This is a genomic window from Xanthomonas arboricola (genome assembly GCF_002940665.1).
Lineage (GTDB): Bacteria > Pseudomonadota > Gammaproteobacteria > Xanthomonadales > Xanthomonadaceae > Xanthomonas > Xanthomonas arboricola_B.
The window spans coordinates 970,834-984,756 of the sequence record NZ_MIGY01000002.1 but is presented as its reverse complement, the minus strand read 5'-3'; the positions used below and the strand labels follow the sequence as shown (position 1 = coordinate 984,756).

At 61.1% G+C, this 13,923-nt stretch carries 14 protein-coding genes, 1 tRNA gene and 2 pseudogenes; 13 read left to right on the top strand and 4 right to left on the bottom strand.

Annotated features, from left to right (window positions below; all coding sequences use genetic code 11):
* The first annotated feature begins 125 nt into the window (after positions 1 to 125).
* Positions 126 to 199 (top strand) — tRNA-Arg (locus XarjCFBP7645_RS11350).
* Between the two features lie 148 nt (positions 200 to 347).
* Positions 348 to 1,241, top strand: coding sequence for a DUF4365 domain-containing protein (locus tag XarjCFBP7645_RS11345; RefSeq protein ID WP_104537559.1), 894 nt, complete (start codon positions 348 to 350; stop codon positions 1,239 to 1,241).
* A gap of 16 nt (positions 1,242 to 1,257) precedes the next feature.
* Here XarjCFBP7645_RS11345 and XarjCFBP7645_RS11340 read toward each other — a convergent pair whose 3' ends face one another.
* From XarjCFBP7645_RS11340 to XarjCFBP7645_RS11335, 3 genes are read right to left on the bottom strand one after another with little or no spacing between them, the layout of a single operon-like run.
* Positions 1,258 to 2,070 (bottom strand): tyrosine-type recombinase/integrase, encoded by an 813-nt coding sequence (locus tag XarjCFBP7645_RS11340; protein ID WP_258079553.1) that lies wholly within the window; start codon positions 2,068 to 2,070, stop codon positions 1,258 to 1,260.
* A 35-nt stretch (positions 2,071 to 2,105) separates the two neighbouring features.
* The gene (locus XarjCFBP7645_RS21945) at positions 2,106 to 2,441 is read right to left on the bottom strand and encodes a hypothetical protein (protein WP_258079552.1); all 336 of its coding nucleotides are present in this window, start codon (positions 2,439 to 2,441) and stop codon (positions 2,106 to 2,108) included.
* On the bottom strand, positions 2,420 to 3,262 hold the full coding sequence (locus XarjCFBP7645_RS11335) for a DNA cytosine methyltransferase (RefSeq protein ID WP_308686432.1): 843 nt from the start codon (positions 3,260 to 3,262) through the stop codon (positions 2,420 to 2,422). Before XarjCFBP7645_RS11335 ends, XarjCFBP7645_RS21945 begins: the two co-directional genes overlap by 22 nt.
* A gap of 88 nt (positions 3,263 to 3,350) precedes the next feature.
* Here XarjCFBP7645_RS11335 and XarjCFBP7645_RS11330 point away from each other — a divergent pair, with 88 nt between their 5' ends.
* Positions 3,351 to 4,427: a terminase gpA endonuclease subunit gene (locus tag XarjCFBP7645_RS11330; RefSeq protein ID WP_308686431.1), complete on the top strand. Its 1,077-nt coding sequence runs from the start codon at positions 3,351 to 3,353 to the stop codon at positions 4,425 to 4,427.
* A gap of 625 nt (positions 4,428 to 5,052) precedes the next feature.
* Here the strand turns inward: XarjCFBP7645_RS11330 and XarjCFBP7645_RS11320 are convergent.
* The gene (locus tag XarjCFBP7645_RS11320) at positions 5,053 to 6,768 is read right to left on the bottom strand and encodes an N-acetylmuramoyl-L-alanine amidase (RefSeq protein WP_258079550.1); all 1,716 of its coding nucleotides are present in this window, start codon (positions 6,766 to 6,768) and stop codon (positions 5,053 to 5,055) included.
* Positions 6,769 to 6,848: 80 nt separating this feature from the next.
* On the opposite strand from XarjCFBP7645_RS11320, the gene XarjCFBP7645_RS11315 reads away from it, so the two are divergent.
* The 10 genes and pseudogenes from XarjCFBP7645_RS11315 to XarjCFBP7645_RS11270 all read left to right on the top strand — a co-directional run.
* A complete protein-coding gene (locus XarjCFBP7645_RS11315) occupies positions 6,849 to 7,064 on the top strand; it encodes a primosomal replication protein PriB/PriC domain protein (protein ID WP_104537555.1) in 216 nt (71 codons plus the stop codon).
* A pseudogene (locus tag XarjCFBP7645_RS11310) lies at positions 7,064 to 8,551 on the top strand (phage portal protein). Before XarjCFBP7645_RS11315 ends, XarjCFBP7645_RS11310 begins: the two are co-directional and overlap by 1 nt.
* Positions 8,552 to 8,825: 274 nt before the next feature.
* Positions 8,826 to 10,862: a ClpP-like prohead protease/major capsid protein fusion protein gene (locus XarjCFBP7645_RS11305; protein ID WP_258079549.1), complete on the top strand. Its 2,037-nt coding sequence runs from the start codon at positions 8,826 to 8,828 to the stop codon at positions 10,860 to 10,862.
* A 57-nt stretch (positions 10,863 to 10,919) separates the two neighbouring features.
* Complete coding sequence (locus XarjCFBP7645_RS11300) at positions 10,920 to 11,276, top strand: DUF2190 family protein (protein ID WP_104537554.1); 357 nt, start codon at positions 10,920 to 10,922, stop codon at positions 11,274 to 11,276.
* Positions 11,277 to 11,355: 79 nt separating this feature from the next.
* Complete coding sequence (locus tag XarjCFBP7645_RS11295; RefSeq protein ID WP_258079548.1) at positions 11,356 to 11,688, top strand: structural protein P5; 333 nt, start codon at positions 11,356 to 11,358, stop codon at positions 11,686 to 11,688.
* A 95-nt stretch (positions 11,689 to 11,783) separates the two neighbouring features.
* Positions 11,784 to 12,185, top strand: coding sequence for a hypothetical protein (locus XarjCFBP7645_RS11290; RefSeq protein ID WP_104537553.1), 402 nt, complete (start codon positions 11,784 to 11,786; stop codon positions 12,183 to 12,185).
* A 56-nt stretch (positions 12,186 to 12,241) separates the two neighbouring features.
* Complete coding sequence (locus XarjCFBP7645_RS11285) at positions 12,242 to 12,520, top strand: hypothetical protein (protein ID WP_104537552.1); 279 nt, start codon at positions 12,242 to 12,244, stop codon at positions 12,518 to 12,520.
* Entirely contained in the window at positions 12,517 to 13,017 is a 501-nt protein-coding gene (locus XarjCFBP7645_RS11280) for a hypothetical protein (RefSeq protein ID WP_104537551.1), read from the top strand. The genes XarjCFBP7645_RS11285 and XarjCFBP7645_RS11280 overlap by 4 nt, the downstream gene beginning before the upstream one ends.
* The gene (locus tag XarjCFBP7645_RS11275; RefSeq protein WP_104537550.1) at positions 13,017 to 13,331 is read left to right on the top strand and encodes a lipoprotein; all 315 of its coding nucleotides are present in this window, start codon (positions 13,017 to 13,019) and stop codon (positions 13,329 to 13,331) included. Before XarjCFBP7645_RS11280 ends, XarjCFBP7645_RS11275 begins: the two co-directional genes overlap by 1 nt.
* Positions 13,328 to 13,690 (top strand): annotated as a pseudogene (locus tag XarjCFBP7645_RS11270) (hypothetical protein); the annotation flags it as partial. The gene XarjCFBP7645_RS11275 and the pseudogene XarjCFBP7645_RS11270, both read left to right, overlap by 4 nt.
* Between the last annotated feature and the right edge of the window lie 233 nt (positions 13,691 to 13,923).

The following is a 13,923-nucleotide window of genomic DNA, read 5'->3' as shown; positions in this document are numbered from 1 at the left end:
CCAAAGGTCGGGACGGTCGCGCGGCGGCCAGGGCACCGGCAACACGGTAGCCGCCGATTTTAGCAGGCTCCGCCGCCCGCCCACCGGCTTGGCAATCGCAACGATCGTGCGACAATGCCCACCTTGGCCCCGTAGCTCAGCTGGATAGAGCGTCCCCCTCCTAAGGGGAAGGTCGCCCGTTCGAATCGGGCCGGGGTCACAAGGAATCAATCGCTTAGCTCGACATGCGTACTGCCCATTTTGCTAATAAGGGCACATATCCACAGGCGCTGGTTACAGTGGACACACGCAGCTCGTAGGACAACCATCACTGCTTCAGATAGGAAGCGACTACTGCTTGAGGACGTATGGCGCGCTACGCTACAACCGAGCGAGTTGGCATCAATGCCGTCGAGGCAGTCGTCGTCAGAGACTTCAACTGGATTTGGCGCGAGCAGACGATATCCGACATGGGTATCGACGCCCAGATTGAACTTGTGGAAAGTGAGCCGACAGGTCGCCTAGTCGCGGTGCAAGTTAAATGCGGACTCAGTAATTTTAGAGAAAAGGACGGCTGTCTTTGGTATTACGGAAGCTTAGTGCACCTCGATTATTGGATGGGCCACTCGCTTCCAGTTATCATCGTAGCGCATCTTCCCGAGCGCGGTATTACGGTATGGGAGGCAGTAACTGCGGATAGCGTGACCCGTACAAGATCCAAGTGGAAGATAAAAATTCCAATCGACCAAGTCTTTGGAGTTGCAACAAAGTCTTCGTTAGTCAAATATTTCGATGGAGATAAGGCTCAACAACGAGCAAGGGCATTGGCTATGGATGAGCCCTTGATGCGGCACGTAATTACGGGTGGCAAGGTTTCGGTAGACATAGAGAAATGGGTTAATAAATCCCTTGGCCGCTCGCCCGTTACCGTCTACGTACACGGCGCTGATGGAAATGAGATTGTTGCTCGCGAATTATTTTTTCTCTATGCCGGTTATGGGATAAAGGATCTCGTAGAGGCAATATTTCCTTGGTCCACGGCGTCACTGGACGAGGAATTTTACGATGAGAATTTTGAGGGTGATGAGGATGATTCTGTCTCAAGGTTCAGTGATGACGAGTGGATTGACCATAGGCGAAATTCATCTGAGATATATCCTTATTGCCAATCTTCTGGAGAGGTTGAATCCTACCGACTGAGATTGGATTTAAATCAATTGGGTTTATCGTATACTCAATTTTCAAACTATTTGTCGAAATAATTAAGACTGTCCGCGACTACAACCTTATTTTCTGGACGGCGTCATCATTGCCGTCTGGCGTTAAGTGCGCGTAGTATTTCTCAGTTGTTGCATAGTCCGCGTGGCCCGCAAGAACTTGTATCCGACGTAGTGGCACACCGGCCATGACCATGTGTGCGCAAAAGGTATGTCTAAGGCGGTGTAAACTGCCGCCAATGCCAGCTCGACGTGCATCTTCAGCGAACCAATCGCTGATGGTATCCCTGTGAACGCGGACAATAGGATCTGGAAGTCTGCGTAGAGCCCACCGCGCGTAGCGATTTAACGGGACCTCTCGCCATTTGCCAGACTTGGTCCGACCACTTCCGGTTTCATCCGGCTCGCTCTCAATTATGAGCTTGTTGCCCCGTATCGATGACTTCTGCAGCTTGGCCACCTCACCACGGCTTAGTCCAGTGTGTGCCATGAAAAGCCAAAGTGGCGCGCGTGATGGATTCGCTCGGTAGAGCTTTCGCATCGCGGCTCGGTCATAAAAGCGGACAGCAACGCTGCGCACACCCCGTGGTGCTTTGACCCTCTCGAGCGGGTTGACGTCGAGTTCTTTCCACTCCATGCCGCGGCGAAATGCCGCCTGCAGTCGTCGGATCTCTTTGCCAACGGTTTCCGGCGCCGCCTTATCGGTGAGAAGGCGGTCGCGCTTGTAGCCTTCCATTTCCACCGGGCGCAGTGTGTCGATCGGCCGGTGACCAAACTTGGCAATAAAACGCTTCACCTCGCTACGCGCTTTGCCCGCAGTCGTAGGATGCTCGGCGGCGTACCAATCCAGGTACCACTCGAGGTATGCGCTCACTTGCGGCAGCCGCGCAAGGATGCGAACGCCGTGCGTTAGCTCAGTTTCTTTCGCTGCTCGTATTTCTTCAGCCTCATGAGTGCTGAGGCGGCCGAGGGAGAGCCGGTAGCGTTTGCCAGCCTGTCGCCCGTCGAGGTACGCACCGTTGCCGCGCCAGTAGAGTGAGACTGCTGCCATTGATGTGCGCCGTGGATCGCCGCATAGAGCGCGGACTTTTCGTAGAGTTGTTTGCCCATAAAGCGCCGAGGTGCGAGGCCATAGGCGAGGGCGTTCTTGCGGAACTGGGATTCGGAGACGCCGCAGTAGTGGGCTGCCTTTGCAACATTGAGCCAGTCGTTGCCGGCGAGATTCAGCGGCTCGGTTGCGGGCATGCATGCCTCCGTAGCGGTGCTGTATCGAGATTCGCCCGGGCAAGCGCGACCAACGGCGGCGGGCTGACGCTGTTGCCGCACATGCGCACGGCGGCGCTGGTGCTGATTGCCCGGCCGTCAGAGGTGTGCGTGATCCGGTAGCCGGTGGGGAATCCCTGCGCGCGGAACAGCTCGTGCGGCTTGAGCATGCGCAGGCCGATGTCGACGATCACGTACGGCGTGCCCTGGATCGTTACCTTGACCAGTGCCATGTGATCGCGCGTCGTCGCGGTATCCAGCGGCTCACGCAGATCCACGCCGATGCCGGTGCCGTAGTATTTCACCAGGAACGCGGCGACCTGCAGCGCGCCGGCCTGCTGCTCTGCGCTGAGCGTGCACTCGATCATCCCGTGGTGCACAGCGCCCGCGCACACCGTGCCCAGCGGCTCGCCAGCATCCTGTCCGTGTGCGTTCTTGCGCATGGTGATCAGGTGCGCGGTCGCGAGTTGCTGCTGGCTGCCTGTCGCGGTGATGGTGCTCATCGGTTCGCGCGCATCGCGGCCGCCGCCTTCGTAAAAGCCGCCATTCGCCTGTTCCAGGAAAGCCGTCATCACGCCTTGGCCGCCACCGCTGGCAACGATCGTTCCGATCGGCCCCTGGATGTCGTTGATGCCATGGCTGAAGCGCTTGCCCGGCGTCTTTCCTTCGCCATGGCCCATCTGCACCAGGCATGGTGCCGCGATCGCATGCTTCACGCCGCCAGCGACGACGGTACCGAGAGGCTGCTGCAGGTCTAGTGCGCGCGGTGCCTGGCCTTCGCGCTCACCGTAGCCGGTCTGCACCAGCGTCGGCGCTATCAGTCCGAGCGCATACGCGGCACCTGCGGGACGTTTTGCGCCGCCGCCGGCGGTGATAGTTGGCACCGGCTCGGTGACTGCGCGTCCGTCGCTGTCGCCGCGGAACTTCGCCAGGACGGGCACCTTTGCCTGCCTGGCGAGCGGCTGCGTGATCGAGGAGCACCACAAGGATCTGATGTTTGCCGAGCGTGGGCACGGCGGCACCGCGTACTGGAAGCCGACCAATCCCGATGCGGACCTGTATCACCGCAGCTACCACGCGTGGGCCGCATATGCGCCGTTAGGCCTTGGGTCGTCGTGGAAAGACCTGGCCGATGCAAAGGCCGAGGCCGACCGTGACCCGAATAAAGCCGCCGGCTTCCACAACCTCAAGCTCGGCCTGCCATTCGCGGGCGAGCGCCAGGAACAGGACGCAGACGAGGTGGCCAAGCTGGGCGAGCCTGGCGTGCACCGCGGCGTCGTTCCGCTGGGCGGCCTGGTGCTGACAGCGGGCGTGGACTTCCAGCACGACCGCGCCGAGATCCAGGTGATTGCCACCGGTCGCGGCCAGCGCCGCTGGGTGGTGGACTATGCGGTGATCGATCTTGATCCGACCATCCTCGACACCTGCCCGTCGCCGGACGAGTACCTGCGAGGCACGTGGAAGACCACGCGCGACGTCGATATGCCGATCACCGCCATAGCGCTAGATGGCGGCAACTGGACCGAGACAGTGGCGCAGTTCGTGAAGCAGCTGGTCAACCAGAGCGGGCAGGCGCGCATCGTGGAAACGACTAACGGCTATATCAAGCAGACGGTGTACCTGATCCGTGGTCGCAACGAACGCAAGTCGGAGCGCGCGGTGTACCGCCCCGCAAAGACCGAGGTCAACAATCGCGACAAGACGGTGGCACGCAGCGTAGGTGTCTGGGGCGTGGGCACCTCAGTGCTCAAAACGATGGTCTACGGCTGGCTGAGCGCTGCGCTGACGGCAAAGGACAAGGCCGAGGCGGAAGGACAGGCAGAGGATCTGACAGCGCGCATGCTGCGCTTCCCAGGCGGCCGTGGTGATGAGGTGCTGGATCCAATTAATCCAGATCCGGGCGCGCTGCTGCCGGCGTACCATAAGGGGCTTACGGTGGAGTTCTACGACAAAGAGTCAGGTTATTGAATCAAGCCGAAGGGCGCGAGAAACGAGCCGCTGGATACGGCTGTGTATGCGATATGGGCGTCGCTCGCGCCCGCAGTGAAGGCTGATGTGACTCGTGAGTCCCAATGGGTGATGCTGGAAAAACAATATCAACCGGCTACGAACGGATTGTTCGATCAGGATGTCAACGCTTCTGAACAGGATTTGCGGTGCATTCCGAAGTTACCAGGGGATTCCCGTGAAGCCGCAGGTTTCCATCAGACACGTGTGACCGGATTCGCACGGGATGGGTGGTCGCTCTAATGGAAAAACAAAAGAAACCGGCGGATCAGCTTCGCGAGCGCATCATCTCCGCAATGCAGCGAGACATCGGCATAAGCCGTCAGCTCGCTGCGCCGTTCGCAGAATCCATATTGGGGTGCTTTGCAGGAGAACGGCCATACTTCCCTGCGAGACAAAGGATCCATCACTTGCAAGCCATCGAGTCAGACCTGGACGCGGGCGTGCCGGTTGCTTCCGTGGCCGCCAAACACGGTTTGTCCAGAGCTCATCTGTACAGGTTGTTTCCAGGCGGGCTGAAAGCCCGCTCCAACAGAGCGGGCTCTTAAAAACTCCCTGGCGCTTAGCGCGCCCGGGCTTGGAAACACTAATTTTTACAAGTGTATTGATGCTGAACTTCGCCACCTTGCACGTTATATCTGTCGAAGATTTTCGTCTTGGCGATGTAGGTCAAAGGAGCCTTTAAAGGTCCTGGGCAATAAAAGTCCAGTTCTATGGTTTTATTGGTTTTATCCGGGTTGTGAACCTCGGAGAACTTTTTTACCTTGCAGTCATTGGTGGGGCAACTGATGAAGGTCGTCTCGGCGTGGAGCCATTCGTCGAAGTCGCCCGAGTAGGTGAGTTTCGGATAAACACTCTGCCATGGGCCCGTAGTTGCGTTCTCAACGCTAACCAATGTAAAGGGTGAGCAAGGCTCTGCCCGAAGTCTCAATCCTTTCTCGATCGCTCTCGCGAAAGCTTCTCTAAAAAATTGATCTTTCAGTGCGTTGGCATCTGCAACATCGGTGGTATATCCAACGCCTATGCTAACTGCTGGCATGGTGCTTAGGCGGTTTTCGATCTTATCTAACTCAGTAACGCTTCCCGCAATTTTGAAGTCGCTATAAGCGGGGTCGGCATGTATCTGTTCTTTGGCATAGCAAAGAATGCTGTTCCCAAGTTGTTGGGCGCCAGGGCTACCGGTCTGAACCACGACTTCGATGCCTTTTTTCACCGCCGACCCACCGTTCGTGTGAAAGGTGATAAGATAATCTGCATTCAAAAGGTTCGCATAGAGCGCCCTGGCGGCATAATCTTCATCCCATTCGCGCAAATGGCTTCGCGCTGTGTCGTCGGTGCCCTGGGGGAAGATGTTCCACAACGTAGCGCTTTTGTCAGGGTATAGTGTCTTTGTGTAATACCTTGTGCCAAGCCTTTCATGAGATACTTTGCTGATGGGTTCAACCCAATAGTTGCCAAGCTCTCGGCTGAATACAATATTGGAAAAGTAGGGTTTGTACGTTAAGGATGGCCAATAAGATTTAATTTTGTCATCAGTCAATGATGCAAAGATTGAGGTGATTACGTCCTCATCAATTTCGTTGGCTTTGGCTTGTTGTGTGACCCATTTTTTACTTTTTAGATTGTAATAATATCCGCCCCCTGGGTTTAATAAGAGGGTCGGAGGGGATGGAGGGTTGGGTGACTCAATCTTGGCAACTTGTACGGGGAAATCATCTGGAAATATCTCATTGATGGACAAGCCGTCAAAGCGGAGTGTGACTGTCGAGACATCAAATATATTGTCGACTAAGTCGTGTCCGTACTGGCTGACCTGGTTATAAGTTGGACTAAAGCCCTCCTTCCATTTCGTCATGGTTTTGGGGAGAAAGCCCCTTCCAAGATCAATAATCACAAGTCTAGTCGCTGGCTCGTATGAAACGCGCGCAACGATCGTCGTGTCTTGACCTGGATATCTCTTCTGCTTGTTTACAAAAGTTTGTATGGAAGCCTGAATTTGCGGTTGAACGTCGGCCCAGACGCTTGCAGTGACAGCCTGCGGCGCAGCCTGGTTCGCTTGTGCTTTGACCAGGCTAGGCGAAAGTGCTAACAACGAGAGTGCTGCTGCGCGATGAATCCACTTCATATGACGCTCCTTGTGGTGAAAATCTTCCCCTGCCCTCTGAGAATAGCATTTTGAATCGGTGCGTTCTAGAAATCCCCATTGGATCAATGCGAGCAGCTGTTGTCTGCTCACACTTCCAATTTTGACCATGTGTAGCGATTCTGCCAAAGGTGGAGACAACTTTTGTAGAAAATCCATGATTTTCAGTTGTTTGGGGAAGGCCTTCGTTGCAGGTTTTGCCTAGTTATGGGAGATCTCAATCCCTAGCCTGACTCGTCATGAAGACGGCTCAGGAAATGCTCACCACATACCAGCAGGCAGAAATTGCCGTGCTGCTAGGGCAGAGCGTTCGGTTCGGTGAGCGCATGCTCACCCGCGCGGATCTGGCGGAGATCCGCAGGGGCCGTCAGGAGTGGCAGGCCGCTGTAGACCGGCTGGCCTGTACTGGCCGTCGCGCTCGCTGGGCGACGGTTGATTTCGGTGGCCGGACTTGATGGCTACCGCCGCTGTTGCCCGCGACCGGCTGAGCGTCGCCATTTCCCACGACCGGAACGTGCGTGCCATTGAGGCCCGCGCCGCCAATGTCATCACGGCTAAGGAAACAGAGCTCGCGCAGCGCAACGAGCAGTTGCGCGTACTAGCACGCGCCCATGAGGTGACCCGTCCGTCGCGGAGCCGCAAGTTGGCGCGTGACTGGGGCAGCGGTAACGCGATCGCCGGCATGGACGCCCGGCAGCTGCGCGACCAGGCGCGCCACCTTGAGCGCGACCTGGACCTGGCCGACAACGCACTCAACGTGCTGGTGCAGAGCACCGTTGGCTCGAGCATCGACGTACTGTCTGCACCGCGTCTGCCAGGCCAGCCGATCAACCGCGAGTTGGCGCTGCAGCTGGATGAGCTGTGGGACGTGTGGTGGGACGCGCCCGAAGTGACTCGCGCGCATGACTATGGCGCGTGCCAGCAGTTGCTGGCACGCAGCTGGCTGCGTGATGGCGAGGCGTTCTACCAAGACCTGAGCGGGGTTGTGCCGTATCTGGAGCATGGCGGCGGTGTGCCTTACAGCATCGAGATGTTGGAGGCCGATCTGGTGCCGCTAGACTTAAACGACCCGGCCCGCAACATCCTGCAGGGCGTAGAGCGCAACGCGTGGGGCCGCCCGGTGGCCTACCACGTGTACAAGCAGCACCCAGGCGACCCGCTGGGCTGGACCACTGAGACCAAGCGCGTGAGTGCCGAGGTGATGCACTGCATCGCCAACCTCAAGCGCCTGCACCAGGTGCGCGGCTTGAGCGTGTTTGCCAGCGCGATGTCACGCTTTGAAGACGTCAAGGACTACGAAGAGTCTGAGCGCATCGCGGCCAAGGTGGCGGCGTCGATGACGTTCCAGATCAAGAAGGGTTCGGGCGAGATCTACCAGCCGGCGGGCGAAGAGCTGGGCGGTGTGGCGATGATGTAGCAGGGCATGCCAGTGCGCGAACTGCGTATGGCGCCCGGCGCCATCTTTGACGACCTGCTGCCCGGCGAATCGATCGAGAGCCTGGGCACCGACCGCCCGAACCCCAACGCGGCGACCTGGCGCAAAGAACAGTTACGCGCCGCTGCCGGCGGCATCGGCGTGAGCTACTCCAGCTTGTCGTTGGATTACAACGGCACGTATTGGGCGCAGCGCCAGGAGCTGGTGGAGAAGTGGGGCAGCTACCTGATGCTGGCCGAACGCTTCATTGCCTTGTTCGTGCGGCCAACGCGCCAGCGCTTTATCGAGGCGGCGGTGCTGTCCGGCAAGGTGCGCATGCCGCGCGGCTGGACGCTACGCCATCTGGCCGCCTCCACCTACGTGCGCCCGATCATGCCGTGGATCGACCCGCTCAAGGAGGCCTATGCCAAGGGTGAGGCCGAGGACCGCGGCTGGGTGAGCCCGCAGCAGAACACGCTGCAGTACGGCAACAACCCCGACGAAGTGCTGCGCCAGCGCCAGGACTAGCAGCAACAGCAGCAGCAATTGCAGCCGGCCGCGCCGGCCCCTGCTGAAGCCCGCGCGCGAACGCGCGCCGACCTTTCGCGCGACATGTTGAGGGACATCTGACTATGCGACCCCATGCACTGACCGCGGCACTGGGCCGCGTGCTTGCCGATGCCGGCCCGGCGCTCGGCCCGTGCCTGCTCAAGATCGAAGCCCGCGCCACCGACGTTGCCGAGGTGATGATCTACGGGACCATTGGCGACAGCCTGTGGTCTGAATCTGTCTCTCGCTGCAGTTGGCCGAGCAGATCGGCCAGACCACCGCCAGCACGATCCATGTGCGCATTAACAGCGGCGGCGGCGTGGTGGCCGATGGCATGGCCATCTACAACGCGCTCAAGCAACACGCCGCGCACAAGGTGGTATTCGTGGACGGCCAGGCCGCCTCGATTGCCTCGCTGATTGCTATGGCCGGCGATGAGCTGGTGATGTACGCCAGCTCGCTGCTGATGGTGCATGCGCCGCACACGATCGCCGCCGGCAATGCGTCCTCGTTCCGTCAATACGCCACCGCGCTGGATGCACATGCTGGCGCGATGTTGGAGGCGTACGCCTCCAAGACTGGCAAGCGCGCCGAGGTAGAGCAGCTGCTCACCGATGGCGCCGACCACTGGTACACCGGTGCGCAGGCGGTGGAGTTCGGCTTTGCCGACCGCATGGCGGACGCCGTTGCCACCGCCCGCGCCGAGGCCGCATCCGTCGTGGCGCTTACCGGCTACCTGCAGGCCATCACCCAGGCGCCGGCGCCAGTCGCCGCGCAGCTGCGCGGCCATATCGCCGCCGCGCTCAGCCCCAACGTTTTCGCCTCACTTCCCGAGGCCACCCCAACGGCCGTCGTTGGCCACATCGAGGATCCTACGACCCAACAAACCTACCTCCGCATCCTCGCCAACGCCGGTGGCGGGCAGGGTGCTTCCACCACCACGGCTACGCCGCCTGCGCCTGCACTGGCACCGGTCGTCGCTGCTGCGCCGGACGCCGCGGCCGCCGCGCAAGCGGCGCTAGTCGCGATGCGCGGCCGCAACGCCGACATCATGGCGATGGCCGAGCCTCACATGGGCAATGCGGAGATCCGTGCCTACGTGGACGGCGTCATTGCCGCGGCCGACCCTGCGGTGACCCCCGACAACGTGGGCCGCCACATCCTGGCGTTGATGGGCCGCAACAGTGAGCCGCTCAACGGCCGTGCCGGCGTTGTCGCTGGCGGCGACCAGCGCGACAACGTATGCGCGGCGATGACCAATGCCATCCAGGCGCGCGTGGGCCTTGCCCAGGCCACCGGCGACAACCCGTACCGCGGCCACTCGCTAGCCGAGATGGCGCGCGAGTGCCTAGTGCAGGCCGGCGTGAATCCGCGCGGCATGGACCGGCGCGAGATCGTGGGCATGGCGTTCACCCATTCCACGTCGGATTTCCCCGCGTTGCTGGGCGATGCCGCGCGCCGCTCGGTGCTGCAGGGCTACCAGGAAGTGGAAGAGCGCTTCAGCGAGTTCACCCGCGCGGTGAGCGTGCCTGACTTCAAGCCGACCAATCTGGTGGGCCTGGGCGCGTTATCGGATCTACTCCCGGTGCGCGAAGGCGGCGAACACAAGCAGGGCACCTTCAGCGAGCAGTCGCAGTCGATGCAGATCATCACCTGGGGCCGGCTGTTCACCATCACCCGCCAGGCCATCATCAATGATGACCTGGGCATCTTCAGCGACGTGCCGCGCAAGATGGGCCAGGCCGCTAAGCGCACGCTGGCCAAGGCGGTGTATGACCTGATCACCAAGAACCCGAAGCTGGCCGACGGCAAGACGCTGTTCCATGCGGACCACGGCAACCTGCTGCCGGCCGCCGGCATCACCACCGAGAGCGTCAGCGCGATGCAGGCGCGCATGGCACTGCAGAAGGATGCCGACGGCAACATCATCCGTGTGCCGATGAAGACGCTGCTGACGCCTGTGGCGCTCTCCGGTGCGGCACTGACCGTGCGCGCTGCCGAATACGCGGTGGGCGGGGCCAACAACCAGACCACTCCCAACATCGTGCGCAACACCTTCGAGGTGGAGAGCGACGGCCGCCTGGATGGTGCAGACCCGAAGGCGTGGTACGGCCTGGCCAACTCGGCCTACGTGGACGCATTGGTGGTGGGTTACCTGGACGGCAACCAGACGCCGTACCTGGAGCAGCACGAGGGATTCACCGTGGACGGTGTGGCCTTGAAGGTGCGCCTGGATGCAGCGCCGGCCATTGCCGACTACCGCGGCATCTACAAGAACCCTGGCCAGTAAGCCGCCTGCCGCACCGCAGGCGCGGTGCGGCGTTTCCTCGCATCTGGAGTACTCCCCATGAAAAACGCATATCAAGACGGCCGCGTGCTGGACGTGACCTTGACCGCCGCAGTGAGCAGTGGCGGTGTGATCGCCGACGGCAAGTTGGTGGCCATCGCCGTCACCGACGGCGCCATTGGCGACACGATCGCCGCACACGTTGAAGGCGTGTTCGCACTGCCCAAGCTGCCGGCCGCCGTTTTCGCGCGCGGCGCTTCGGTCAATTGGGACGCCGACGCCAAGCAGGCCATTTCTGCCGCTGGCGGCGCCGGCGACACCAACGCCATTGGCTATGCCATCGAGGCAGCCGCCAACGGCACCGCCACGGTACTGGTGCGCCTGGCCCCGGGCACTGCCGCGCCGGTGGCCGCCTAAGCCTTATCCACCACCGCACGCAGATGCCCGGGTGGCGTGTGCGGTGGTGGCTCTCTTCGACTTGACTCAAGGATCAGACATGGCCCCGCCGCGCGGCGTCCGCAACAACAATCCAGGCAACATCGATCGCACGGGCGTGGCCTGGCAGGGCGAAGATCGCATTGCGGCTGCACGCGCACGCGAGGCGCGCTTCGCTGTGTTCGATACGCCCGAATACGGCTTCCGTGCGCTGGTCAAGACGCTGCTGACCTATCAACGCAAGCACGGCTTGCGCACGGTGCGCGACATCATCAACCGTTGGGCGCCACCGGTTGAGAACGACAGCGGCGCCTATGCGCGCCAGGTCGCCACTGCACTAGGCGTGGACGTGGACCAGCGTATCAACTTGGAGGCGCCGGCTACCGCCTTTTAGCTGGCCAAGGCGATTGCCAAGCACGAGAACGGCGGCAACTTCTGGGGCGATGCGGTCATTTGGGATGGCGGGGAGCTGGCGGGGATCGCCCGGTGATGGACGGCGGCGCCACGCTGGTGCTCAAGTCGGCCGCGTTGCTGGTGGCGACCAGCGCCGGCAGCGCGGTGGTCACTGAGGTGATCACCGGCAGCGAGCACCTGTTCCTGGGCATTCCGCAGTCATGGTTTCTGGCGGCCGTGGTCGGCGCGCTGGTTGGCCTACTGCTGCTAAGCGAGATCGACGTGGGCAAGGTGTCCGCTCCCAACGGCGGCCCGGGCGTGCAGTGGCTAACGCTGCTGCTGCGCGTGGGCTTGCTGGGGCTGTTCGTGCTGGGCTTCGCGCTGGCCGCCGGCTGGATCGTGGTGGCGCTGGCCAGTTACTTTCCCTCGGTGCACCGCATCGGCATCGCAGTGAGTGGGCTGAGTGGTTTCATCATCAAGCCGATGCTGCCGCACTAACTGGGTGCACTGCAGAAGTGGTCCGACCGCTTGGCCGGGCGCGCGGGAGGTGCTGTATGAGTGGCTACCTTTTGAGCCTGGCCAGCACGCTGGCGGTGTTCTGCGCCACAACCTGGCAGTTGCTGCACACCTTTCATGCCGGCGAACGTGCGCGCGACCGCGCGGCCTGGGAGCTGCGTGGTGCCTGCTTCATCGGCTTGGCTGTGGGGATGCTGGGCATCTTCCTGCGCGACTTGGCGCAGCACACGCCCACGCCCTGGTACGTGCTGCTGGTTCGCGTGAGCCTGACGGTGTTGCTGATCTACCCGTGGCGTCGCCGGGAGAGCGAACGATGAATATTTTGGCCTTCCTCAAGGCGCTGGTGGCGCTGGTCTTCGGCTGGGCGGCCGATGCGCTGACCTGGCTGCGCAAGCCGGGCAGCCGGCTCAAGGTGGTCTGCGCGTGTCTTGCCGCGCTGCTGTCGATCGCTGCGCTCACGTCATACCGCAAGGGCCAGCAGGTGATCGTGGTGACGCGCCAGGTGGCGCAGTGCCAAAGCGACCGTACGGCAGCCCTGGAAGCGGCCCAGCTCAAACGCGCCGAGTTGGAGCGCAACAACGCCGACAAGGACGCCGCACTGGCGACGATCGCCGCCAAGTTGAACGCCGAAGCCGAGAAGTTGCGTGTATTGCAGGAGCGCAACGCAGGCCTGCGTGACAAGACCGAAGCCGCCAAAACCGCAGCGGACCGCAGCGCCAAGGCATTCAAACACGAGTACGACCAACGCCCGGCCGAGTGCACCGCTGCACTGCAGGCGCTGGCTGCGGCATGCCCCAGCCTGGGAGGCTACTGATGTTGCGCTCTCTGTTCGCTATCGCTGCGATCGTCGGCTTGCTGGCTGGATGCGGCCGCAAAGGCGTCACGCGCGAAGATCCGGCGCGCGCTGTGGTGGTGACGCCAGCGCCAGCGGTGATTGCCGTGCCGGTACGCACCTACGTGCAGATCGAGCCGCGCCTGACCCAGCGCTGCCCGTGGGTGAAGAACGGCACGCTGGAGCAGGTGCTGGACGTCTCGCGCGGGCGCAAGCGCTGCCTGGAGTTCTACGAGGCCAACCTGGACGAGATCAGCCAGGTGCAGGGCACACCCGTAGGCGAGGGCAGCCCGTGAGACAGATTCGTATCGCGGTGGACGCGGACAACCTGCTGGGCCGCCAGTTCAGCGCGTTGGAGCGCGAGCAGCTGCCGTTTGCCGTGATGCAGGCGTGCAACGCCACGGCCTACGAGATCCGCGAGGTGTGGAAGCGTACCGCGCCGCGCATGTTCGACCGCCCGACGTCGCTGACGATCAACGCAGCGATGTACCGCAAGGCGACCAATGACCGGCTGTTCGCCGAGATCTTCCTGCGCGATGAGGCCTTCAAGGGCACGCCGCCGGCTAAGTACCTGCGCACGGAAGTCGACGGCGGCCAGCGCCGCAAGAAGGGCTTCGAGGTGCTTCTGCAAGCCAAGGGCCTGATGCCGGCCGGGCTAAAGTAATGGGGTGAGAATTGGCTTGGCTAATTGCGGTGTCTGTGCGAGATTGAGATATTTATAGCTGTGACATTGGTTTTTTCAATTGGAGCTGATGCTGGTTTTTTATCGAAGCGATCATCGTAAAAATGATGGTGCGAGTATGGCCATTTATCTATTTCTGAGGTAACAAGTTGTTAGAGCATTTTTCAGATAACTGGCGATGCAAAAATATTGGTATAGGATTGACT

Excerpts from the sequence above, each read along its gene's own strand:
- XarjCFBP7645_RS11345 (WP_104537559.1), top strand. The coding sequence starts at position 348 with ATGGCGCGCTACGCTACAACCGAGCGAGTTGGCATCAATGCCGTCGAG.
- XarjCFBP7645_RS11290 (WP_104537553.1), top strand. The coding sequence starts at position 11,784 with ATGGACGGCGGCGCCACGCTGGTGCTCAAGTCGGCCGCGTTGCTGGTG.
- XarjCFBP7645_RS11285 (WP_104537552.1), top strand. The coding sequence starts at position 12,242 with ATGAGTGGCTACCTTTTGAGCCTGGCCAGCACGCTGGCGGTGTTCTGC.
- XarjCFBP7645_RS11320 (WP_258079550.1), bottom strand. The coding sequence starts at position 6,768 with ATGGATTTTCTACAAAAGTTGTCTCCACCTTTGGCAGAATCGCTACAC.
- XarjCFBP7645_RS11295 (WP_258079548.1), top strand. The coding sequence starts at position 11,356 with ATGGCCCCGCCGCGCGGCGTCCGCAACAACAATCCAGGCAACATCGAT.
- XarjCFBP7645_RS11300 (WP_104537554.1), top strand. The coding sequence starts at position 10,920 with ATGAAAAACGCATATCAAGACGGCCGCGTGCTGGACGTGACCTTGACC.
- XarjCFBP7645_RS11280 (WP_104537551.1), top strand. The coding sequence starts at position 12,517 with ATGAATATTTTGGCCTTCCTCAAGGCGCTGGTGGCGCTGGTCTTCGGC.
- XarjCFBP7645_RS21945 (WP_258079552.1), bottom strand. The coding sequence starts at position 2,441 with ATGCCCGCAACCGAGCCGCTGAATCTCGCCGGCAACGACTGGCTCAAT.
- XarjCFBP7645_RS11275 (WP_104537550.1), top strand. The coding sequence starts at position 13,017 with ATGTTGCGCTCTCTGTTCGCTATCGCTGCGATCGTCGGCTTGCTGGCT.
- XarjCFBP7645_RS11315 (WP_104537555.1), top strand. The coding sequence starts at position 6,849 with ATGAAGACGGCTCAGGAAATGCTCACCACATACCAGCAGGCAGAAATT.